Below are 22,090 nucleotides of genomic sequence, written 5' to 3'. Positions count from 1 at the left end.
AATGACAAATGTCAAAGAAAATCGGGCTGCTGGTCATGGCGTATGGAACACCGAGAAGCCTCGATGAAGTCGAACCTTATTATACCCATATCCGGCATGGCCGAAAGCCGTCGGAAGAAGCGCTGCAGGATTTAATTTCACGGTATGAAGCAATCGGAGGAGTCTCCCCGCTTGCTAAAATCACCAATGAACAAGGCCAAAGCCTGCAGGAGCGTTTGAATGAACGAAGCGGAGAAGCTGTCTTTCAATGGTATTTAGGCCTGAAGCATATTGATCCGTTTATTGAGGATGCGGTCGCTCAAATGAAAGAGGATGGCATTGAAGAAGCGTACAGTATTGTACTGGCTCCTCATTTTTCTACCTTTAGTATTAAATCCTATAATGGACGGGCGAAGGAAGAATCGGAACGAATGAACGGCCCTGAGCTTCATTGCGTCGAAAGCTGGTATGACGAGCCCAAATTTATTGAGTATTGGGTAGATCAGGTCAAACGGACTATGGAACAAACTCAAGCCGGCGAAAAAGCATGTGTAATTTTTTCTGCCCATAGTCTCCCGGAGAAAATTATACAGGCGGGCGATCCTTACCCGGAACAACTGGAAGAAACGGCCAGGCTGATAGCGGAAGGCGCCGGCATTACGGATTATGCCATTGGATGGCAAAGTGAAGGAAATACCCCGGATCCATGGCTGGGACCTGATGTTCAGGATTTAACAAAGGATCTGTACCAGAAATACGGCTATACGGCCTTCGTCTATTGTCCTGTCGGGTTTGTCGCGGATCATCTCGAAGTCCTGTTTGATAATGATGTGGAGTGTAAAGAGGCCTGCGCGGAAGTAGGTGCTTCTTATTATCGGCCGGAAATGCCGAATGCAAAGCCTGAATTTATAGATGCGCTGGCGGATACCATCCTCAGAGAGATGAAGGTAAGGGATGAAAGTAAGTGAGGAATAGATCATGAAGACAGCAATCATTGGAGGCGGAATAACGGGGTTGTCAGCTGCTTACTATTTACAGAAGGAAATCATGGCGAATCAGTTGGATATGGAGTACCATTTATTTGAAAAAGAACCGCAGTTAGGCGGAAAAATTCAAACGGATTATTACAATGGATTTGTGATTGAAAAAGGGCCGGACTCTTTTCTTGCAAGAAAAGAGAGTGCTTCCAGGCTGGCGAAAGAAGTAGGAATGGAGCATGAATTGATTGCCAACAATACCGGGCAGGCATACATTTTAAAAGATCAACATCTTCACCCTATTCCAGAAGGAGCAGTGATGGGGATCCCAACGAAACTGGGGCCTTTTTTAACGACAGGATTATTCTCTATCACTGGAAAACTCAGGGCTGCAGCCGACCTTTTACTGCCTAGATCTAAAGCGGGAGCAGATCAGGGGCTGGGAATATTCTTCCGCAGACGTCTCGGAAGTGAAGTCGTAGATCACCTTATTGATCCATTATTATCGGGAATATATGCTGGTAATATTGACCGGCTGAGTCTGCAGGCCACGTTTCCTCAGTTTTTTGAAGTGGAGCAGCGGTACCGCAGCCTTATTCTGGGAATGAGAGCGGCGCGCCCTTCTGTCCGGCCTGGACAGGGACAGAAAAAAGGAGGTTTTCTAACTTTTACAAAGGGCCTGCAGTCTTTTGTAGACGGGATTGAAAATCATTTGGATGAGGATGCGGTTCATAAAAATAAATCCCTGAAAAAAATCAGCAGAGAGCAGGATCAATATCGGCTGGAATTCGCTGATGGGCAAACGCAATGGTTTGATAAGGTGATTATGACGAGTCCCCATCATGTAACCGCTGCTTTATTGGAAGACGACCCGGAGGTGCAGGAACAGCTTTCCTCGATTTCAGCCACCTCTGTGGCCACAGTCGCTATGGCATTTGATGAAAGTCAGATATCCAACGATATGGATGGGACGGGTTTTGTCGTTTCCAAAAAGAGTGGTTATACTATCACAGCCTGCACATGGACCCATCGAAAATGGACCCACGCTGCTCCGGAAGGCAAGGCCCTGCTTCGTTGTTATGTCGGAAAGCCCGGCGGGGAAGACATAGTGGATAAATCGGATGACGTCATTATAAAAGCGGTATTAGAGGATTTGAATCAGATAATGAGGATCGAAGGAAGGCCGGAATATCATCAGATTACACGCTGGCATCACGCGATGCCCCAGTATGAAGTCGAGCACTACAAAAAAATGGAAATGATAAATAACCATTTAAAGAAAGAGTTTCCCGGCGTCTATACAGCCGGTGCGGCATTTGAGGGGATCGGACTTCCGGATTGTGTAGCCCAGGGGGAACAGGTCGTGCAGCAATTGATTAACGAATAATATCGAAAAAAGAACCGGCTCTTCGAACCGGTTCTTTTTAATGGCATTTTACTGGTTTTGCTGGCTTTGTTGAACCTGCTGAAGGTCCTGTTGGGCTTGCTGAAGGTCTTGTTGAGCTTGTTGAAATTGCTGCTGATTCTGCATGGTTCCCTGCTGTTGAGCCTGCTGCAGCTGCTGCTGGGCCTGCTGCAGCTGTTGTTGAGACTGTTGAAGCTTTTGAGGGTCATTTCCCGCATTCTGCATATTCTGCTGGGCCTGCTGGATAGCCTGCTGGGCCTGCTGGAGCTGTTGATTTTGGTTTTGTTGAGTCATGAGAAAACCTCCATTAACATGGTATAGTGTAACGGTAATTATCTTTTCCGATTTGGTATAAATTATGTATATCGGCTTCAGAAACGAAAGCGTGGTATTTGACGGGTATTCCCTTCGTATCACGTTATGATACAATATGTTTTATCCTCAACCATCAAATGAGGAGGAGTGTAAAGACATTGGAAGAACAGAGAGAATTGGACATACTCCGTCATTCCAGACACGATTGGATGAATGTGGTTCAAATAATAAAAGGAAACCTTTCCTTAAATCGTTTGGATAGAGTAGAAGAAATTTTAGACGAAACCATTAGAAAAGCGGAACATGAAAGCAGGCTTATTCATTTAAACATTCCTCGTACTGCCTTATTAATATTAACGTTTAATTGGGAATCGCACTGGCTGTATCTTGATATAGAAGTGACAGACCAGCAGGATTGTTCCTTGTATGAAAACACCTGGTATGAAATTATTTCCACCTTTACTCGGGAATTGGACCGGGCTGTCAAACCCGGGGCGGAAAATTATCTTCTTATTACTATACACCCGGGGGAAGACCCCTATCTGGAATTTGATTTTCAGGGAGAGTTCCGCCCTGCTGAAGGCTTAAAACACTGGTTATCGGTTTATTCTGATTCTGACAGCTGCAGTCTGCAGGATATAGTGTGGAATGAAAAAGAACTGTTGTTTGTGGTTCTTACTAAATGAATGAGGTGAAAAGATGTTTGTAGATAATGTAAATATTTTTGTTAAAGCGGGGGACGGTGGAGACGGAATGGTTGCCTTCCGCCGTGAGCCCTTTGTTCCTGACGGCGGCCCGGCCGGTGGTGATGGGGGAAAAGGAGGAGATGTGGTCCTGGAAGTGGATGAAGGTCTCCGCACCCTGATGGATTTTAGGTACCAGAAACATTTTAAAGCGAAGGCCGGTGAAAATGGGAGACCAAAGAATCAACATGGGAAGAATGCAGAAGATCTGGTGGTTCAAGTACCGCCGGGAACCACGATTATTGATGCAGACACAGAAGAGTTGATTGCTGACTTAACGGTTCACAAAGAACGGATGGTTGTTGCCCGGGGGGGACGGGGAGGAAAAGGAAATACACGGTTTAAATCTCCTTCCAATCCGGCTCCGGAAATAAAGGAGAACGGAGAACCTGCTGCCGAACGGAACTTAAAACTGGAGCTGAAGCTGCTTGCCGATGTAGGGCTGGTTGGCTTTCCAAGTGTGGGTAAATCCACTTTATTGTCGGTTGTTTCTGCAGCACAGCCTAAGATAGGAGATTACCATTTTACAACCATCAACCCAAATCTGGGGGTAGTCGGTGTAGAAGACGGCCGCAGTTTTGTTATGGCAGATCTTCCCGGATTAATTGAAGGAGCCCATGAAGGTGTGGGACTCGGCCAGCAGTTTCTACGGCATATCGAAAGGACGAGAGTTATTGTTCATGTCGTGGATATGTCCGGGTTTGAAGGACGCGACCCTTATGACGATTACAATACAATAAATGAAGAACTGCGGCAGTATAATTTGAGATTATTGGAACGTCCACAGGTGGTTCTCGCGAATAAAATGGATATGCCGGAAGCAGAGGAACAGCTTCATGATTTTAAACAGAACATGCCCGAAGATGTCATGATTTATCCTATTTCTGCTATAAGTAAACAAGGATTAACAGAAATGCTGCGGGACGTAGCAGATTTAGTGGATCAAACTCCTGAATTTCCATTGTACGAAAAAGAAGAGGAGCAGAGGGTGGTGTACCGATATCAAAAGCAGGAAGAACCATTTACAATCAGCCGCGATGACGATGGAGTGTTTGTTATTTCGGGAGAAGAAATAGAAAAGATCTTTAAAATGACCGATCTAACCCGGGAGGACTCAATTAACCGGTTTTCCCGCAAAATGAGGCACATGGGAATTGACGATGCCCTCCGCGAAAGAGGGGCACAGGATGGGGATACGGTACGGCTTATGGATTTTGAATTTGAATTCATGGAATAAATCGGGGAAATCGTTGTAAAAAATTTTTGGCAGCTTTATAATTGTTACGTAGTGCAAAAAGCTGGTTCTTACCATCTGGTGGTGAATGGATGACGGATCAAATCGATAATTTTTATCTTGTCAGGCAGGATATGCTGACCGAAGCGATGCAGAAAACCCTGGAAGCCAAAGCGCTGCTGGAAAGCGGGAAAACCCAGAAAGTGGCAGAAGCTGTACAAACGGTAGACTTAAGCCGAAGCGCTTTTTATAAATATAAAGACGCCATTTTCCCGTTTCATACCGTCATTAAAGAGAAAATCATAACGTTGTCAATTCAGTTGACCGATAAATCTGGTTCATTATCCAATTTATTACAGGAAGTGGCAGGAGCAGAATCCAATGTATTAACAATCAATCAGACCATCCCGTTGCAGGGACGTGCGAATGTCACTCTTACGATCGATACATCGGCCCTGCAGTTGGAAATTGGAGCGTTTGTGCAGCGGCTTCAAGCGATGGATGCTGTCGAGCATGTTGAAATTGTGGGATCGGGTTCTCTCTGAATAAGGAAATGTCGATAAAGGAGTGGAGAGTGGAATGTCAAAGAAAGTTGCCTATCTGGGACCGGAAGGAACGTTTACAGAAGTGGCGGCCAAAGCCGTACTCCCGGACAGCGAACGTCATCCATACACGACGATCCCGGCCTGTATGGAAGCTGCTGCAGAGGGAAGCGTAGATATTGCTGTTGTTCCTTTGGAAAATGCGATTGAAGGCTCTGTGAATATGACACTGGACTACTTAATTCACAAGCATGAACTTCCCATCATTGCAGAAATCACAGTCCCCATTGAACAACATTTACTTGTTCACCCGGAGAATGAAAACGATTGGGATGCTATTACTGATATTTATTCTCACCCGCAGGCTATCGCCCAGTGTCACGAATTTATTCAAAGAGAATTTCCTCAGGCGGAAATACATTATACCAATTCGACCAGTTCTGCTGCCAAAGAACTGGCGGAAAATCCGGAATGCAAGGCTGCTGCCATTGCGAACCTTTTAGCGGCGGAGACCTACGAACTTACTCCGGTCAGGGAAAATATTCATGATTACGATAACAATCATACACGTTTTGTGCTGTTGTCGCATACGGAACGTACTCCGCAAGTGGAGGAAAACCAAAAAAATAAAACAACGATGGTCATTACTCTTCCTTCTGATTTCTCCGGAGCGCTTCACCAAGTGTTATCCGCATTTTCATGGCGGAAATTAAATTTGACAAAAATAGAATCAAGACCGATGAAAACAGGGATTGGAAACTATTTCTTCGTCATTGATGTTGAAAAAGAAATGGATGACGTCCTCCTGCCGGGAGTTATTGCCGAAGTGGAAGCACTCGGCTGTGGTGTCCGCATCCTTGGGAGTTATCCCTGTCTGCTCCCCACAGAAATAGGGAAAATGATAAAAAAACCTGTACCCAAATAGGGTCAGGTTTTTTTAAAAGCTTCCCATCTGAAGTGAGAGGCGTCGATTCTTATGTTAACAGAAATTGTTTTTCAAGCAGGGCACGTTCCACATCTTCGATAACGCGGGAAGAAGGGGCTTCAATCGTATGCAGGTGAGTGCCGTCGGTCAGCTCTGATAATAACGGGGCACTGGTTTCCTGCAGACTTTGAATAAAACGTCTAATATCACTGCGGTTGGAAAGCATAAGGGACGCGGTAATATCTCCATAAAAAGGATGCTCAATCGAGACATCAATAACACGGGCTCCTTGATCCACGATACTATTCAGCTCTTCTTCTGTAACAGCTAAATCGGAAGAGTGGAAACAGGCGATTTGTTTCCGGACCATTTTCTGATCAGGTTCGGGTATCATAATATAACCTTGTGATGTGGCAAGAATGGGGTGGTTTTTTGCCTTTAGCAGAGAGATATCCTGAACGATCACCTGCCGGCTGACCTTCGTCCTGGAAGCAAGCTCCTTTCCTGTTAAGGGTTTGTCCGCTTCCAGGAGCCATTCTAATAAAAGATCTCTTCTTTTCCCGCCTGGAAGCTTTTCTGATTTATTTTCCATGCCAGGTTCCTCCATTATCTGTACTGTCCTTCATTTTACAGCATTACCATTTGAATGAACAGGCACTTGCAGGGAAGAAACAGCACTCCGATTCATGCATATATGGGAATTTGTTTGCATATGCTTGCCATAGACGTTGGAACGGATGAAAGGGGAGGAACTTACTCTCCTGTATCCCGGGTTCGAACATAATATGGAGGAGGAAAAACCATGCATATTCATATCGTGCAAAAAGGGGATACTTTATGGAAGCTCGCGCAGCAATATAATGTTCCATTTGAAGAAGTAAAAAAAGCGAATACCCATCTGGCTGATCCTGATAAAATTATGCCTGGCATGAAAATTAAAATTCCAGCGAAAAGTGTTCAAGTGAAAAAAGAACAGCCAAAGGCCAACCAGCCGAAAGAAATGCCGCAGCAAAAAGAAAAGCCGAAAGAAATGCCGCAGCAAAAAGAAAAAACAATGCCCCAGCAGAAGGAGAAACCAAAAGAACAAAGTGCGGAAAAACCAAAGCAGCCGAATGTGCCGCCGATGTATCATCCAACACCGCTGCCGCCAAATCCACCGGCTCCCAGTCACACCGAAGAGAATAATTATAATATGAACGTTAACTTTTATAAACCAACGGTACAGAAAGAACCGCAAAAGAAACCGCAGATGCAGCCCGCGTCGAAACCGGCCTCGGAAGGACCAAAAAAACCAGAAGATGTGATGCCGTCTCAAACTCCGCCTCCAAAAGAAAAAAAACAGGAAACAGGAGTTTCCGGGTATATGCAGGAAGCGCCATCTATGCCTTATATGATGAACGGACCTTGTCAATATATACCTGTAGTACCGGTTATGCCGCATTGTCCACCCTATGGAGCCCAGCCTTATTCACCCCAGCCGATGATGCCTGCACCGCCTCCATCTCCCTGTGGACCAATGATGCCGGAAATGCCGGGTCCATCCATGAATATGGGATGGGAGCCGCCGCAAAATAATCAAATGCCGCCGGGATTTTCTCCTTCTTATTATGGCATGGAAAATAATGAGAAAGCTGGAGGAAATACAAATAATGAGGCGGAACCTACAAACAACAATTATTTTTCCCCGGCTGTGAAGAGCAGCGGTCCCTATTCACCCTGGATGAATACGTTCCCTCGGAATGAGGAATGAAGCATAGCATTTGGCTCTGTTACCTCTAAATAACAGTGTAAAATAACCTCCTTGAACCAAACTAAAAGGTGAAAGGAGGTTTTTCAATGAAAAAAACAGCATTAACGCTGACTGCTTGTGCTATTATTGCCGGCGGCTTTACTGGCTGCGGTAATGCCGGGGATAACGAAGGAGCTGCTCCAACCAGATATAACACTAACAATAATTATGATCAGACTGGTTACAATGAGGATGCCAACCGCCGCGGTGAAGGTCCAATGACGGATATGATGACGGATGATGACCGCAGACAGGGCGGAGGTACAATGAGAGGACAGCGTCCTGACAACGATGGATACCGGGGTCAGATTGGAGATCGTCCCGGCATGGTCGGGGAACGCGGCATGCTGAATGCCCGTAACGTAAATGATGGGAACACAGCAAATGATGCCGGCATGAACAATGGAAATGGCGCTAACAATGGCGCTAACAATGGCACTAACAATGGCACCAACAATGGAAACGCTCAGCAGGCGCAGGAAATTGAAGACCAGGTAGAAGACATGGAAGGTGTAGACGACAGTCGTGCCATTGTCCGCGGGCAAGACGTTCTCATTGGGATTGACACACCTGAGAACGAAGAAAAGGCCCAGGAATTATCAGATAAAATCAAATCAAAAGTTGAATCGAAGTTAGAAGATAAAAACGTCCACGTCACGTTTGATGAAGAACAATTCGGCAACATTCAGCAGATTGGCGACGATATTGAAAACGGTGCTGGTCTTGATGAAGCAGGCGATACCATCAATGGTATGATTGAAGACATCAGCAATGCTGCTCAGCGTCCGTTTGAAGACAGCTGACATCGGAAAGAAAAAAGCGTTCCACACTGATAAAGCGGTGGGACGCTTTTTCTTTGGATTCCTCTTTCCTTCAATGTTTCCGTTAAATATGCTATATTTTATAATTGGAAAGAAAGAGGAGGAATGAACAATGGCAGGACATTCCAAATGGCATAATATTAAACGTCGGAAAGAAAGTCAGGATGCTAAACGGGCGAAGGTTTTCACAAAATTATCGAAAGAAATTTTCGCCGCTGTAAGAGAAGGGGGAGATGACCCCCATACCAATTTACGGCTTCGTATGGCGGTTACAAAAGCAAAAGCTGAAAATATCCCTTCGGATAATATAGAGCGCACCATAAAAAAGGCTTCAGGGGAAGCAGGAGCTGTGAATTATGACGAAATAACGTATGAAGGCTATGGACCCGGCGGAGCGGCTGTTCTCGTTCAAGCATTAACAGAGAATAAAAATCGAACAGCAGCGGATGTAAGACATGCGTTTTCCAAACATGGAGGGAACCTTGGAGAGAACGGGTGTGTCTCCTTCATGTTTAACCGCAAGGGCCAGCTCATAATAGAACGTACCGAAGATATCGAGGAAGAGGAATTAACATTGGAAGCGATTGAAGCAGGAGCAGAAGATTTTGATTCCGATGAAAGCTGGTTTTATATTCAAACGGAACCGGATGACTTTGAAGAGGTAAAGAAGACGCTTGAAGAGCTCGGTTATTCCTTCGCCAAGGCGGAAATTATTTTATTTCCAGATACCAATACAGCTTTGAATGATGATCATGCAGAAAAAATGATGAAGCTGATCGATGCCCTCGAAGATAACGACGACGTACAAAGCGTGTATCATAACTTTGAAGTGGAAGAAGACCAGTTATCCCGTTTATCTTGCTGAAACGAATAAACAACCTTTTTTATGGAAAAGCTGTCCGTAAAAAAGGGGGAATTTCTTATGAGGGGCAGAACAAGAAGGATGGTGCTTTATGCCGCTTTTTTCCTGGTTTTTCTTTTCCTGGCAGGAGCCGCTTCTCCGGACGATATTCAGAAAAATCCATCGCCGCCGGATATGGAGCCTGGAAGGCCGGCACAATATGAAGTTATATTAGAAAAAGAAAATCCAAATGGCGTGGTGGTAACCGAGAAAAAAATTGAAACGGTATGGGCAGCGGAGGATTTCTGGATCAAATATAAAGATTGGGATATTATCGAGCAGAATCAAAAGCAGATCATTTTGAGGAAACCATACGAAGAATAAGAACAAGGTTTCTATTCTGTGTTAATTTTGCTATGATAAAAAGAAAGCATGTTCGGTTTGCAGGGAGAGGGAGAAGATTTGATTGAATTTCTGAAAGGAACCATTGTTCATACAGAACGGGAGACGCTGACCCTTGAGGTTGGAGATGTCGGCTACCTTATTTATTGCGCGAATCCGTTTGTTTTTGAGAGGGAAGAAAGCGGAGTAACCATTTATACGTATCAATATGTGAAAGAAGACGTTCTTCGACTGTACGGTTTTCCGACCAGAAAGGAAAGAAGCTTGTTTGAGCAGCTTCTGCAGGTTTCGGGTATTGGACCGAAAGGAGCACTTGCCATTCTGGCAGCAGGGGCCCCTCATCAGGTTGTTAGTGCGATTGAAGAAGAAAATGAGAAATTTTTAGTGAAGTTCCCCGGTGTAGGCAAGAAAACAGCCCGGCAAATGATTCTTGATTTAAAAGGAAAGTTTACCGATGTCCTGGAAGGAGCATCGGAAGCAGAGGCAGCAGTACTCCATGCAGCGTTCGAACCTACGGAAAATGAAGCGTTGGAAGAAGCATTGGAAGCACTTAAAGCGCTCGGTTATGGGGAACATGAAATTTCAAAAGTGAAACCGCAATTGAATCAAGAGAAATTGACGGCAGATGAGTACGTGAGGAAAGCTTTGCAGTGGATGTTGTCTTAAAACTAAGGCAGGGGGTGTCTAAAAATGGAAGAGCGCGTGGTGTCACAGGCAGCATATGGAGAAGATGACCATGCCGAAAGTAGTATCAGGCCCCTGGATTTTGATCAATATATCGGCCAGGAAAAAGTGAAAAAGAACCTGGAGGTATTTATCGAAGCAGCTAAAATGCGGGAGGAAAGTTTAGATCATGTGCTTCTGTATGGGCCTCCGGGGCTTGGGAAGACAACGCTTGCGATGATTATCGCCAATGAAATGGGTGTTAATATCCGAACGACATCCGGGCCTGCTATTGAGCGTCCCGGTGACTTAGCCGCCGTTTTAACCGCTCTGGAGCCGGGGGACGTATTGTTTATTGATGAAATCCACCGCCTCCCAAGATCTGTAGAAGAAGTACTTTATCCAGCGATGGAAGATTTCTGCATTGATATTATTATTGGCAAAGAATCTACTGCCAGATCCGTCCGGCTTGATCTTCCTCCATTCACCCTCATCGGAGCCACTACCAGAGCGGGGATGCTCTCTTCCCCATTACGGGATCGATTTGGAGTACATTCCAGACTGGAATACTATAAGGAAGAAGAACTTTCTAAAATAGTAGCCCGGAGCGGGGAGTTAATGGGAGTGGTTATGGAGGAAAAGGCGGCTATGGAAATGGCGAGACGATCTCGTGGCACACCTAGAGTGGCCAACCGGCTTCTCCGCAGGGTGAGGGATTTTGCCCAGGTAGAGGGAAGCGGTGAAATCTCCATCGAATTGGCTGATTCCGCTCTTGAAAATCTTCAAGTGGACCGTCTCGGCCTTGATGAAATTGACCATAAACTACTGCGAAGTATTATCGAAAAATTCCGCGGAGGCCCCGTAGGAGTGGAAGCGGTGGCTGCGACCATCGGAGAAGAAGCGAACACGCTGGAGGACGTATACGAGCCCTATTTAATGCAGATTGGATTTTTAGTTCGGACGCCGCGGGGACGCCGCGTAACGCCGCTTGTATATGAGCATTTACATATGGAGGTGCCGGATAATGAGTGATATTCCAAAACTGTTAATTGGTCTTGGTATCGCTCTCGTTTTATTTGGGTTGATCTGGCAGGTTGGCGGCCGCTTTATTTCGCTCGGAAAGCTTCCAGGAGATATTATTATAAAGAAAGAAAACACGACATTTTATTTTCCGATCGTTACCTCGATAGTCATTAGTGTTGTGCTTTCTATTTTATTTTATATTTTCGGTCGTTTTCGTTAAAATGAGGATCGAAATTTTATAGGAGTAATGATTCCACTGATGATTAAAGTGAGGTTGAAAAGAAATATGAATGTCGACGATTTTAATTTTTCGCTTCCAGATGAACTGATTGCCCAGACTCCTCTGAAGCAGAGAGATGCTTCCCGTTTAATGGTTCTGGACCCGGAAGTTGAGAAGATTCACCATGAGTCTTTCCGTTCGATTCTGGACTACCTCGAGAGTGGGGACTGTCTGGTGCTTAATGACACCCGTGTGCTCCCGGCCAGACTGTATGGGGAAAAAGAAACGGGCGGACAAGTGGAAGTTCTGCTTTTAAAGCAGGAAGAAACCGATACCTGGGAAACCCTTATCAAGCCGGCTAAAAGAGTGACACTGGGGACGGTAATATACTTTGGCGGGAATAAACTGCAGGCGGAATGCACGGAACTCTTGGAACACGGCGGCCGCATGCTCCGTTTTACCTACAAGGGTGTGTTTTTAGAAATTTTGGAAGAACTGGGAGAAATGCCGCTGCCTCCTTATATTAAAGAAAAGCTTTCCGACCAGGAACGGTACCAGACGGTTTATGCCAAGCAAGAAGGCTCCGCGGCGGCCCCGACCGCAGGGCTGCATTTCACGGAAGAGCTTTTATCCGAAGCGAAAACCAAAGGGGTGCATGTGACGACGATTACTCTCCATGTAGGTTTAGGAACATTTCGGCCCGTCCATGTGGAAAACGTGGAAGATCATCATATGCATGCTGAATTTTATCAAATAAGCGAAGGAACAGCGTTGCTGCTGAATGAAACAAGAGAGAAGGGGAACAAAATTGTAGCAGTGGGCACCACTTCTGCCCGTACATTGGAAACGGCAGCAGGCAGGGATAATTATTTTAGCAAAGAATCCGGCTGGACCGATATTTTTATATATCCAGGATATCCCTTTCGCGGGATAGATGCGTTGCTTACGAATTTCCATCTCCCCAAATCGACTCTTGTTATGCTGGTAAGTGCGATGGCCGGAAGAGAATTTTTATTATCCGCGTATGAAGAAGCGGTACATCAGCGTTATCGTTTTTTCAGTTTTGGAGATGCGATGTTGATTATGAAGGGAAGTCACCGCAAATGGCAGCAATAACGTATGAACTAAAAAAAACCTGTAAACAAAGTGGAGCAAGACTTGGTACGATTCACACCCCTCACGGATCCATTGACACCCCGATTTTTATGCCGGTTGGGACCCTGGCGACTGTAAAAACGTTAAGCCCTGAAGAATTGGAAAATATGAACGCTCAGATTATTTTAAGCAATACGTATCATTTATGGTTGAGGCCGGGGGAAGACATTGTGAAAGAAGCGGGCGGCCTGCATTCTTTTATGAACTGGAACAAACCGATTCTGACGGATTCCGGCGGGTATCAAGTGTTCAGTTTGAGTGACTTCCGGAATATTAAAGAGGAAGGAGTGCATTTCCGCAATCATATCAGCGGGGAAAAACTGTTCCTTTCCCCGGAAAAAGCGGTGGGAATTCAGAATGCACTTGGTCCGGACATCATGATGGCATTGGATGAGTGTCCGCCTTATCCCGCAGAAGAATCCTATATGAAAGCTTCTGTAGAAAGAACCTCGAGGTGGGCCGAAAGGTGTTTGAAAGCTCATCAGAACTTGGAAAATCAGGGTTTGTTTGGGATAGTACAGGGCGGGGAATATGAACATTTGCGTAAACATTCCGCAAATGATTTGATTTCCCTTGATTTTCCGGGTTATGCTATAGGCGGTCTGTCTGTAGGAGAACCGAAAGATGTGATGAACAGGGTGCTGGAATTTACAACTCCTTTGCTGCCGACGCATAAGCCAAGGTATCTAATGGGGGTCGGCTCTGCGGACTCTCTTATTGATGGAGCGATCCGGGGAGTGGATATGTTTGACTGCGTGCTGCCGACTCGTATCGCGAGAAATGGTGCATGTATGACCAGCCGCGGCCGGCTTGTCGTTCGAAATGCTTCGTATGCCCGTGATTTCGGCCCTATTGATAATGAGTGTGACTGCCACGTGTGCCGGAACTACTCACGCGCTTACATTAGACATTTGGTAAAATCAAATGAAACATTCGGTTTTCGACTGACTTCTTACCATAATCTTTATTTCCTGTTAAAATTAATGCAGCAGGTAAGAGAGGCTATCTTGGAAGACAGGCTGCTGGATTTCAGGGAAGCGTTTTTTGAACAATACGGTTTTAACCGGCCGGATGCGAAAAACTTTTAGCTTTTCGTATAGTTTCTGTGTTAGCCTGTTTGTAAGGGAAAGTTAGGAAAGGGGGGGAAATATGGAAGCGATTATAATGCTGGTTTTGATGTTTGCGATTTTCTATTTTCTGTTAATTAGACCGCAGCAGAAACGTCAGAAGCAGGTAAAAGAAATGCATTCCAACCTGCAAAAGGGAGATAGAATCGTCACAATCGGCGGTATACACGGTACGATAGACGCCCTGGATGAAGATAAAATCATTGTAGCGGTGGAAAATGATCACAAGTTAACCTTTGATCGTAACTCTGTACGCGACGTTGTGAATGAAGACTAACAGGTCTTACATAAGCGTTTTTAACCGCCACCCGGAATAAGAAATTCTGGGACAAAACCATCACAAGACAAAATGTTTCCGAACGATTCATAGAAGAATCGTTCGGAATTTTTTGTGCATCGGACGGACGCCTGTGACCCTCTACTGGTTTCGAGCTTGGTGTAAAGGCAGATTCCGTGTTTGCTGCAAGTCGGATGCCTCTCTTTCACTTGAACGGAGGACATTTATACCGCTAAATCTATCATTTTTGACATTTTGGAGGCGGGTTCGGACATTTATTCCGTTATTTCCCCTTTTCAGCGGTAAAAAAGTACTCCAGGGCCCGAATAGAGGAACGTACGTCCGAAAAATTGCTTCAGGCCGCTCATTCTGCCATATAACGGAACAGATGTCCGGGCTATTCAGGATCCTGTGAAAGCACGAATCTTACGTTAATGAGAGGAAGTATTGACTCCGATTATTCCTCCGAGAGCTGAACAGGCTGCAAATACGGCGAAGTATACCGCCTGCATCCCTGTAATGCTGCTGTCATAACCAAGGTATTCAAACAGGGAAAAAACGAGCAGAACTCCAGCTGCAGTGATCAGCCCGGTAACCAGACCTTTTTCCTTCGAACGTATCCCTGCTGCCAGACCTCCAATTCCAAAACTAACCATAGTAATCAACAGGAGAAGCCATTGCAGAGAATCCTCCGAGACTGCCGTGAATCGCAATAACGTGGAGACAATAAGAGTACAGCCCAGCATAATGCCAATAATAACGATCATTCCGATGCCTGCTCCATACAACTGTCCAGTCCGCTCCATATCTATTCTCCTCTCTTTTAGTTCATTTCCTTTATTTAAGTTATATGGACAACGAATAAAAATAGAAGAAAAATTTATAAAAATCTTTAGCGACTGCCGCGCCTGCGAAAGGAGCCTCTGTTTCTTTCATTTTCATGTTCAACTTGGCGGAGCTTTCACATAAACTTGTACAAACCGTGAAAAAGGTGGTCGCTCTTGTGGAAGACGTAATACTTGCGCTAACTATTTTTATTATCAGTTACGGTCTGCTTATTGCAGAAAAGGGAGACAGGGTACTGGTTGCTTGTTTGGGCGGCTTTTTCATGGTGGCGGCCGGGGTGCTTAACCTGGAGCTGGTTTTTTTTCGATATATGGACTGGCACACAATAATTTTACTTTTATCCATGATGATCATTGTCTCGATCAGCAGTCAAAGCGGCATGTTTGAATATGCTGCTGTTAAAACAGCTCAAATGGTAAGAGGCAAGCCGGTGCCGCTTCTGTTTTTGCTGTCTATTTTAACCGCCGTAGGATCTGCTTTTTTGAACAATGTAACGACGGTGCTGTTAATTACCCCTATGGTGTTTACGCTAACGAGAATGCTGCAGCTTCCACCGCTGCCTTTTTTAATGGCTGTCATTGTCACATCCAACATTGGCGGGACGGCAACGTTAATTGGGGATCCGCCGAATTTAATGATCGGCCAGGCGGCTTCTGATATAACGTTTAATGATTTCTTGATCCATCTTGGCCCTCCGGCTGCTTTTATCTTTATCCTTATTATCACCGGACTAGCCTTTTATTATAGACACGAGTGGAAAGCAGACAATAGGACAGATGTAAAGAAGCAGTTGTTTTCGATTAATGCAGCAGACTTTATTACGAATAAGACGTTATTACAAAAATCAGGAACCGTTCTCCTTCTTACCATCACTGCCTTTATGCTGCAGCCTTTATTAAAAATGGAACTGACAGCCATTGCTATGGCCGGTGCTCTGCTATTATTATTCTTAACCCAAAACCAGGCCGATCCGGAAAAAGTATTTCAACGAATAGAATGGACGACTGTCTTCTTTTTCGCCGGTCTATTTATGCTGGTTGGCGGGCTGGAAGAAACAGGACTGCTGGAAGAACTGGCAAGAGGGTTAATGTTTATGACAGAAGGGCAGATCACCAAAACCTCTTTGGCTATGCTTTGGATTTCCGGAATCGTATCCGGATTTGTTGATAATATTCCATTTGTAGCTGCCATGATACCGGTCATTTTAGAACTGGAAGGGTATGGGATTGGAGATTTGAGACCCATTTGGTGGGCGCTCGCACTGGGAGCCTGCCTCGGCGGGAACGCCACTCTCATTGGAGCGACGGCCAACGTTATTGTCGCGGGCCTCGCTGGAAAAGAAGGACATGGTTTCAGCTATCTAGAATTTATTAAAATCGGGTTTCCTGTCGCCTTGATATCGCTGATTGTCTCTACTGTCTATATTTATTTCCGCTATCTTATGTTTTATTGATATACATGGAAAAAGGAGGAGCGGGCTATACTATCAAAGAGGCAGGCAGAGAAGAAGGTGAATATCTTGGAGGAGTTATGGACCATTATATATCGAACCATTATCGTTTATTTTTTTCTCCTGGTTGTATTGCGGATGATGGGTAAAAGAGAAATCGGCCAGCTTTCCGTCCTGGATTTCGTTATATCCATAATGATTGCGGAACTGGCGGTGGTGTCCATTGAAGATATTCATGTCTCCTACACCAAAGCATTTACCCCGATCATTGTACTTTCTTTATTACAAATCGTCCTGGCGGTGTGGTCGCTGAAAAGTGACCGGATGCGTCACATATTGGACGGAAAGCCCACATTTTTAATCAAGGACGGAAAAATTGATGAAAAAGCGATGAAACAGCAGCGCTATAATTTTGATGATTTACTGATGCAGATCCGCCAGAAAGATATCAAGGATGTGTCCGATGTGGAATTTGCTATATTAGAACCTTCTGGAGAGCTTTCTGTATTTGAAAAAAAAGAGGAAGCGGAAGAAGTTCCTTATCCGCTTCCTTTTATCATTGACGGCCATATCCAATGGGACAAATTAAAAATGGCCGGGAAAGATGAACTCTGGCTCCGAAGAGAACTGCATAAAACGGGGATTGACCATGTAAGAATGGTCTCCTATTGTGCTCTGCGGGAGGATGGAGTCCTGTATATCGACGAAAAAAGTGATTAAACATCTGGTATGATTTTTTTCCAATAACTCCATTTTAGAATGCCCGTCCCCCATAATAAAAGAACAAAGGCGGTACCGGACAGGCCGGCTGCTCCAATGACCTGAACAAATAGTGGGTGATGATTCATCCATTGCTGGATGACGGCGTCCGCACCGTAAACAGATAATGCTGCCGCAGCGAGAATCCAAGCCGTCACTTTTCCTTCTAATATAAAACCGGCCGCTTTCGTTACCACATGGAGATGAAGCAGGGTTACCAGCACCATGTTCACTGCTATGGCGAGAGCAGCTCCTTTTATTCCGAGTTCCGGCTGAGAAGCTAAAAAGAAGAGCAAAGCTATTTTTATGATTGCCCCTGTCAGGGTATTCATCATAGCGGAACGGGCGAGGTTTAACCCTTGCAGAATAGCTTGAAGCGGTCCCTGCAAATACATAAACAGACTAAAAGGTGCTAAAATCTGCAGAAGATAAGCGCTCTTGGGAGAATTGTAGATAACGGTCATGACGGCTTCAGCAAATACGAATAAGAACAGCGCGGAAAACCCGCCGGCGATCATGGACGTGCGCAGCGTCTGCCGAAGTCTTTTTTGAATAATGTCAAAACGGTTTGCTGCTGCTGCCTCACTGACAGCCGGAACAAGGGTGACAGAAAGCGAATACGTAATAAAAGAAGGAAGAAACAGTAATGGTATAACAAATCCGCTCAATTCCCCATACTGCGAAGTGGCTGCCACGGTACTGATCCCGGCAATGGCAAGGCTGTGAGTGATTACGATTGGTTCTAAAAACAGGGTGATTGATCCGATCATCCGGCCTCCTGTCGCAGGCAGGGCAATGGCCATTAGTTCATGAAGGGTGGATCTTCCATCCTGCAGCGCTTTGAAAAAATTTTTTCTGATCCGTAAAGGCTTGTTATATTTAAACCTCCACAGCATATAGCCCAGAGAGGCCCCCTCCCCGGCGACAACAGAAAGCATGGCACCAGCAGCTGCAAATTCCAGTCCGTAAGGAAGTAAGGCATTCGTACAAACCGCCACCAGGGAAATGCGTACGACTTGTTCAATTACCTGCGAGACAGCGGTTGGTTTCATATTCTGCCTGCCTTGGAAATATCCCCTCAGCACCGCTGAAACAGCTACAATTGGAATAACGGGAGTAATGGCCAACAGCGAATAAACTGCCCGTTCGTCTGTGACTAAATAGGCGGCAAATATGGGGGCGCTCACGAGTAAAAGAATGGTAAAAAAAATACTTAACAATCCTGTGACAGTTAGGGAAACGGCGAGAATCCGTTTCATTTTGTGTACATTATCTGACATTTGGGCTTCTGCGACTAACTTCGAAATCGCCACAGGCAGCCCTAATTGTGTTAAAGTAATAATCAACAGGAGTGTAGGAAATGCCATATTGTACAGCCCAACACCTTCTGCTCCTAGTATGTTGGCTGTAATTATACGATTGATGAAGCCGAGAATACGGGTGGTTAACCCGGCTGCGATAAGAATGAGGGTTCCTTTGATAAATGTTTGTGATTGCATAAGGGTCCCGCCTTATTTGTTTGATGAGAAAGTATAATTTTTGGGCGTTTTCGAAATCCAGCTCCAGCGGCTTTTCTTAATTCTTATGGAACAGTTGAAACTATTTCCATGTATATGCAAGGAAGAAGGACGAGCATGACTACTTTATCGAAACAGGAGGGATGATTAACATGAATATCTCACCTTTTGAGATGTGGAGAGAGGATGTAGAACCGGTTCTGCAGAGCAAGGCAGAGGAGTTTCAAATGTTTGGCTACACCAGTGCCGATCAGGAAAGAGTATGGAACTGTACGATGGAAAAGTTAAAAAAAAGAGAAGAATCCCACCGTATCCATGTATTGGTAAACAGCATCCTGACTCTTTCCTTAAGTGATTTTATGAACCAAATTACCGTAGCCTCTTATAAAGAAAGCGCTAAATATTATTCAACAGAAGCTAATTTAGATGACCTTCTGGGAGAAATTGAGACCCATACTTCAACAAAGCGTCATTTGACATGAATTTAAGTGCATCAGTATAATTAACCTGTTGCTGGAAACTGCTTTGTAATGTACATATGAAAATGGGACAGGCTGTCTTTGTATGATGGTCTTGTCCCTGTTTGCTTGCACGGTCGGAAGGCATAAAGGGAGAGAGAAAATCAGAGCAAGTGCACTGCGGCTTGCCCTTCGCCTGGAAAGGCTCTGCAATCGCTGGGTTTTCAAATACGGAAACGGCCGGCGGAAGGAGGAAGGAACGTCAATGGTAAAGAAATGGAGAATTGTTACTTTTTTTGTGATCGTACTGGCATTGGCCGGAGTGATTTCGCAGACGGTCATGAATACCGCGAAGGGGATCAATCTTGGTCTCGATTTGCAGGGCGGTTTTGAAATATTATATGAAGTATCTCCGGCCGAAGAGGGAGAAGAGTTAACCGATGAGACGATGCAGGCTACGGTAAGTGCCTTAAACCAGAGAGTCAACGTCCTCGGGGTCTCAGAGCCGAACATATCGATTGAAGGGGAGAACCGGATCCGTGTCCAGCTCGCCGGAGTGGAAGATCAACAAACGGCAAGGGACCTTTTGGCAACCGAAGCCGATTTAAGTTTCCGCGATGTCGATGATAAGGAACGCCTTTCCGGGGATGCCCTTGAGGAAAACGGCGCGAGTGTTGGATTCACACGAGCCAATGAACCAATCGTTACGTTGTCACTGAAAGACCCCAATGAATTTGGGGAAGTGACGGAAAATATTATTAGTGAATATAATCAGCCGAACAACCGGTTAGTTATTTGGCTTGATTATGAAGAAGGGGATTCCTTTTCCGAGGAAGTGCAAAAAGAGGATCCGAAATACTTATCCGCTCCTATGGTAAATCAGCCCCTTTATGAACGGGACATCCAGATTGAGGGTGACTTTGAAATACAGGAAGCTGAATTTCTCGCAGAAGTTCTGAATTCCGGATCACTGCCTGTAGAAATGGAAGAAATCTATTCCAATGCGGTTGGTGCTTCTTTGGGAGAAGAAGCCATGGATAATACGATATTTGCCGGGTTTATCGGTATTGCTATGATATTAGCTTATATGATGGTTTATTACCGCTTTATGGGTGTTATCGCTGCTGTCACGCTGAGCGCTTATATCTATATTGTTCTGTTAATCTTTAACTGGATGGAGGGAGTTCTCACCCTGCCGGGAATTGCGGCCTTGATTCTTGGGGTCGGGATGGCGGTCGATGCCAATATCATAACGTATGAACGGGTGAAAGAAGAAATACGATCGGGAAAAACGATATTATCTGCATTTAAAGCGGGAAGCAGACGGTCCCTGTCCACCATCCTGGATGCCAATATCACCACTATTCTGGCAGCAGGGGTCCTCTTTTATTACGGGACCAGCTCTGTCCAGGGTTTTGCTGTAATGCTGATAGTCAGTATACTAACAAGCTTTTTAACCGCGGTTTACGGATCCCGTCTTCTGCTTGGCCTGTGGGTAAGCAGTAGAATATTTAATAAGAAACCACGTGTGTTTGGAGTAAAGGAGAAGGAAATCCATGAATCTTAATCATTCAAAGCGCTTCATTCCGTTCGTTAAACACAGAAATAAGTTTTTCATTTTCTCGGCCGTGTTTACTTTAGTTGGTATCATTCTGCTTTTCACAGTAGGGTTAAATCTTGGTATTGATTTTCAAAGTGGTTCGAAAGTAGAGGTCCTGGCGGAGGACACACTTACAGAAGACCAGGTCGCAGAAGATTTTTCCCAGGCAGGAAGTGGATATGAACCGGATGAAATAACCCTGGCTGGAGACAATAATGAAATGGCCTATGCAAGTTTTGTGGGAACTCTTTCCCAGGAAGAGATTGCTGAAATCCAAACGTATTTCAATGAAAATTACGGCCAGGAGCCAAGTGTGAGTACTGTATCTCCGCAGGTCGGGCAGGAGCTGGCCCAAAATGCTCTCATTTCGGTGCTGATTGCTTCTGTTGGTATCATACTGTATGTAACCATTCGATTCGAATTTTGGTATGGAGCAGCTTCGATTGTCGCCTTATTACATGATGCGTTTTTTATTATCGTTGTATTTTCCATCGTGCAATTTGAAGTAAATGTTCCATTTATTGCAGCGGTATTAACGATTGTCGGTTATTCGATTAATGATACGATCGTGACGTTTGACCGGATCCGGGAAAATATGAGTTACGAGGAAGAAATTACGTCGTTTGACGATCTGGCCCGGGTGGTGGACCTTAGTCTGAATCAGACACTGGTTCGTTCCATTAATACAGTCTTAACCGTTGTTTTTGCAGCGGCGGCTATCTTTTTCCTCGGAGGCGAAGCCATTCGCTCCTTTTCCTTTGCCTTGTTAATTGGACTGGTAGCCGGTACGTACTCTTCCTTGTTCCTGGCTTCGCAATTGTGGCTCTCCTGGAAATGGAAAAGTATTCAGCGCGGATGGAATAAACCAAAAGAAGAGGATCCGGAAGATCTGGAGCCCGAAGTATAGGTCATGGTATATACTGCCACGGGGACAGAGACGGTGGTTGAGTGGGTTTCTCGACCACCGTTTTTCTTATTGGTATAATGCAGCTGTAGTGGCGGAATTGCTTGGAATTGGTGGT

At 45.1% G+C, this 22,090-nt stretch carries 25 protein-coding genes; 21 read left to right on the top strand and 4 right to left on the bottom strand.

Translation table 11 applies throughout. The features are described 5' to 3' along the window. Positions 1–8 precede the first annotated feature (8 nt). Together hemH and hemY are read left to right on the top strand one after the other, a co-directional pair. Positions 9–947, top strand: coding sequence for a ferrochelatase (hemH, locus tag G475_RS0105555; RefSeq protein WP_026700439.1), 939 nt, complete (start codon positions 9–11; stop codon positions 945–947). A gap of 10 nt (positions 948–957) precedes the next feature. After that, positions 958–2,343: a protoporphyrinogen oxidase gene (hemY, locus tag G475_RS0105550; RefSeq protein ID WP_026700438.1), complete on the top strand. Its 1,386-nt coding sequence runs from the start codon at positions 958–960 to the stop codon at positions 2,341–2,343. A 48-nt stretch (positions 2,344–2,391) separates the two neighbouring features. On the opposite strand, the gene G475_RS0105545 is transcribed toward hemY, so the two are convergent. Then, a complete protein-coding gene (locus G475_RS0105545) occupies positions 2,392–2,655 on the bottom strand; it encodes a hypothetical protein (protein ID WP_026700437.1) in 264 nt (87 codons plus the stop codon). A gap of 179 nt (positions 2,656–2,834) precedes the next feature. Between G475_RS0105545 and G475_RS24325 the strand changes: the two genes are divergently transcribed. The 4 genes from G475_RS24325 to pheA all read left to right on the top strand — a co-directional run bounded on the left by G475_RS24325 (position 2,835) and on the right by pheA (position 6,120). Next, a complete protein-coding gene (locus G475_RS24325) occupies positions 2,835–3,362 on the top strand; it encodes a Spo0B C-terminal domain-containing protein (protein ID WP_051302206.1) in 528 nt (175 codons plus the stop codon). Between the two features lie 13 nt (positions 3,363–3,375). Beyond that, positions 3,376–4,656 (top strand): GTPase ObgE, encoded by a 1,281-nt coding sequence (obgE, locus tag G475_RS0105535; RefSeq protein ID WP_026700436.1) that lies wholly within the window; start codon positions 3,376–3,378, stop codon positions 4,654–4,656. An 89-nt stretch (positions 4,657–4,745) separates the two neighbouring features. Further along, complete coding sequence (locus G475_RS0105530; protein WP_026700435.1) at positions 4,746–5,198, top strand: ACT domain-containing protein; 453 nt, start codon at positions 4,746–4,748, stop codon at positions 5,196–5,198. Between the two features lie 34 nt (positions 5,199–5,232). Further along, entirely contained in the window at positions 5,233–6,120 is an 888-nt protein-coding gene (gene pheA, locus G475_RS0105525) for a prephenate dehydratase (RefSeq protein WP_026700434.1), read from the top strand. Positions 6,121–6,169: 49 nt separating this feature from the next. Here pheA and G475_RS0105520 read toward each other — a convergent pair whose 3' ends face one another. After that, on the bottom strand, positions 6,170–6,712 hold the full coding sequence (locus G475_RS0105520; protein WP_026700433.1) for a transcription repressor NadR: 543 nt from the start codon (positions 6,710–6,712) through the stop codon (positions 6,170–6,172). Between the two features lie 210 nt (positions 6,713–6,922). Here G475_RS0105520 and safA point away from each other — a divergent pair, with 210 nt between their 5' ends. From safA to yajC, 10 genes are all read left to right on the top strand, one after another. Then, positions 6,923–7,870 carry a SafA/ExsA family spore coat assembly protein gene (gene safA / locus G475_RS26280; protein WP_026700432.1) on the top strand — a complete coding sequence of 316 codons (948 nt, stop codon included), beginning with the start codon at positions 6,923–6,925 and terminating at the stop codon, positions 7,868–7,870. Between the two features lie 86 nt (positions 7,871–7,956). Continuing rightward, entirely contained in the window at positions 7,957–8,712 is a 756-nt protein-coding gene (locus G475_RS0105510; protein ID WP_026700431.1) for a YhcN/YlaJ family sporulation lipoprotein, read from the top strand. A 130-nt stretch (positions 8,713–8,842) separates the two neighbouring features. Beyond that, the gene (locus tag G475_RS0105500) at positions 8,843–9,595 is read left to right on the top strand and encodes a YebC/PmpR family DNA-binding transcriptional regulator (RefSeq protein ID WP_026700430.1); all 753 of its coding nucleotides are present in this window, start codon (positions 8,843–8,845) and stop codon (positions 9,593–9,595) included. Between the two features lie 57 nt (positions 9,596–9,652). Next, the gene (locus tag G475_RS0105495) at positions 9,653–9,955 is read left to right on the top strand and encodes a BofC N-terminal domain-containing protein (RefSeq protein ID WP_026700429.1); all 303 of its coding nucleotides are present in this window, start codon (positions 9,653–9,655) and stop codon (positions 9,953–9,955) included. Positions 9,956–10,033: 78 nt separating this feature from the next. Next, positions 10,034–10,639 carry a Holliday junction branch migration protein RuvA gene (ruvA, locus tag G475_RS0105490; protein WP_026700428.1) on the top strand — a complete coding sequence of 202 codons (606 nt, stop codon included), beginning with the start codon at positions 10,034–10,036 and terminating at the stop codon, positions 10,637–10,639. A 24-nt stretch (positions 10,640–10,663) separates the two neighbouring features. Next, a complete protein-coding gene (gene ruvB / locus G475_RS0105485; protein WP_026700427.1) occupies positions 10,664–11,668 on the top strand; it encodes a Holliday junction branch migration DNA helicase RuvB in 1,005 nt (334 codons plus the stop codon). Then, positions 11,661–11,879 carry a DUF2905 domain-containing protein gene (locus G475_RS0105480; RefSeq protein ID WP_026700426.1) on the top strand — a complete coding sequence of 73 codons (219 nt, stop codon included), beginning with the start codon at positions 11,661–11,663 and terminating at the stop codon, positions 11,877–11,879. Before ruvB ends, G475_RS0105480 begins: the two co-directional genes overlap by 8 nt. 66 nt (positions 11,880–11,945) lie before the next feature. Then, on the top strand, positions 11,946–12,995 hold the full coding sequence (queA, locus tag G475_RS0105475; protein ID WP_026700425.1) for a tRNA preQ1(34) S-adenosylmethionine ribosyltransferase-isomerase QueA: 1,050 nt from the start codon (positions 11,946–11,948) through the stop codon (positions 12,993–12,995). After that, on the top strand, positions 12,983–14,122 hold the full coding sequence (gene tgt / locus G475_RS0105470) for a tRNA guanosine(34) transglycosylase Tgt (RefSeq protein ID WP_026700424.1): 1,140 nt from the start codon (positions 12,983–12,985) through the stop codon (positions 14,120–14,122). The genes queA and tgt overlap by 13 nt, the downstream gene beginning before the upstream one ends. A 61-nt stretch (positions 14,123–14,183) precedes the next feature. Continuing rightward, positions 14,184–14,438 (top strand): preprotein translocase subunit YajC, encoded by a 255-nt coding sequence (yajC, locus tag G475_RS0105465; RefSeq protein WP_026700423.1) that lies wholly within the window; start codon positions 14,184–14,186, stop codon positions 14,436–14,438. 431 nt (positions 14,439–14,869) lie between these two features. Here the strand turns inward: yajC and G475_RS0105460 are convergent, their stop codons facing one another. Then, positions 14,870–15,244, bottom strand: coding sequence for a TIGR04086 family membrane protein (locus G475_RS0105460; protein WP_026700422.1), 375 nt, complete (start codon positions 15,242–15,244; stop codon positions 14,870–14,872). 197 nt (positions 15,245–15,441) lie between these two features. Between G475_RS0105460 and G475_RS0105455 the strand changes: the two genes are divergently transcribed. Together G475_RS0105455 and G475_RS0105450 are read left to right on the top strand one after the other, a co-directional pair. Then, positions 15,442–16,737, top strand: a complete 1,296-nt coding sequence (locus G475_RS0105455) for an ArsB/NhaD family transporter (protein ID WP_026700421.1) — start codon at positions 15,442–15,444, stop codon at positions 16,735–16,737. A gap of 66 nt (positions 16,738–16,803) precedes the next feature. Next, positions 16,804–17,454, top strand: a complete 651-nt coding sequence (locus G475_RS0105450; protein ID WP_026700420.1) for a DUF421 domain-containing protein — start codon at positions 16,804–16,806, stop codon at positions 17,452–17,454. Here G475_RS0105450 and spoVB read toward each other — a convergent pair. Further along, positions 17,451–18,992: a stage V sporulation protein B gene (gene spoVB / locus G475_RS0105445; protein WP_026700419.1), complete on the bottom strand. Its 1,542-nt coding sequence runs from the start codon at positions 18,990–18,992 to the stop codon at positions 17,451–17,453. The two genes, G475_RS0105450 and spoVB, sit on opposite strands and share 4 nt — an antisense overlap. Positions 18,993–19,162: 170 nt before the next feature. On the opposite strand from spoVB, the gene G475_RS24315 reads away from it, so the two are divergent. From G475_RS24315 to secF, 3 genes are all read left to right on the top strand, one after another. Then, positions 19,163–19,492 carry a post-transcriptional regulator gene (locus G475_RS24315; RefSeq protein WP_051302205.1) on the top strand — a complete coding sequence of 110 codons (330 nt, stop codon included), beginning with the start codon at positions 19,163–19,165 and terminating at the stop codon, positions 19,490–19,492. 241 nt (positions 19,493–19,733) lie between these two features. Next, positions 19,734–21,035 carry a protein translocase subunit SecD gene (gene secD / locus G475_RS27520; RefSeq protein WP_084414004.1) on the top strand — a complete coding sequence of 434 codons (1,302 nt, stop codon included), beginning with the start codon at positions 19,734–19,736 and terminating at the stop codon, positions 21,033–21,035. Further along, complete coding sequence (secF, locus tag G475_RS27515; protein WP_084414003.1) at positions 21,025–21,975, top strand: protein translocase subunit SecF; 951 nt, start codon at positions 21,025–21,027, stop codon at positions 21,973–21,975. Before secD ends, secF begins: the two co-directional genes overlap by 11 nt. Positions 21,976–22,090: the final 115 nt, after the last annotated feature.

Origin of the sequence: Salibacterium aidingense DSM 18341 (assembly GCF_000429685.1) — a bacterium.
Classification (GTDB): domain Bacteria; phylum Bacillota; class Bacilli; order Bacillales; family Marinococcaceae; genus Salibacterium; species Salibacterium aidingense.
This window is presented reverse-complemented; position numbering and strand designations above follow the sequence as displayed.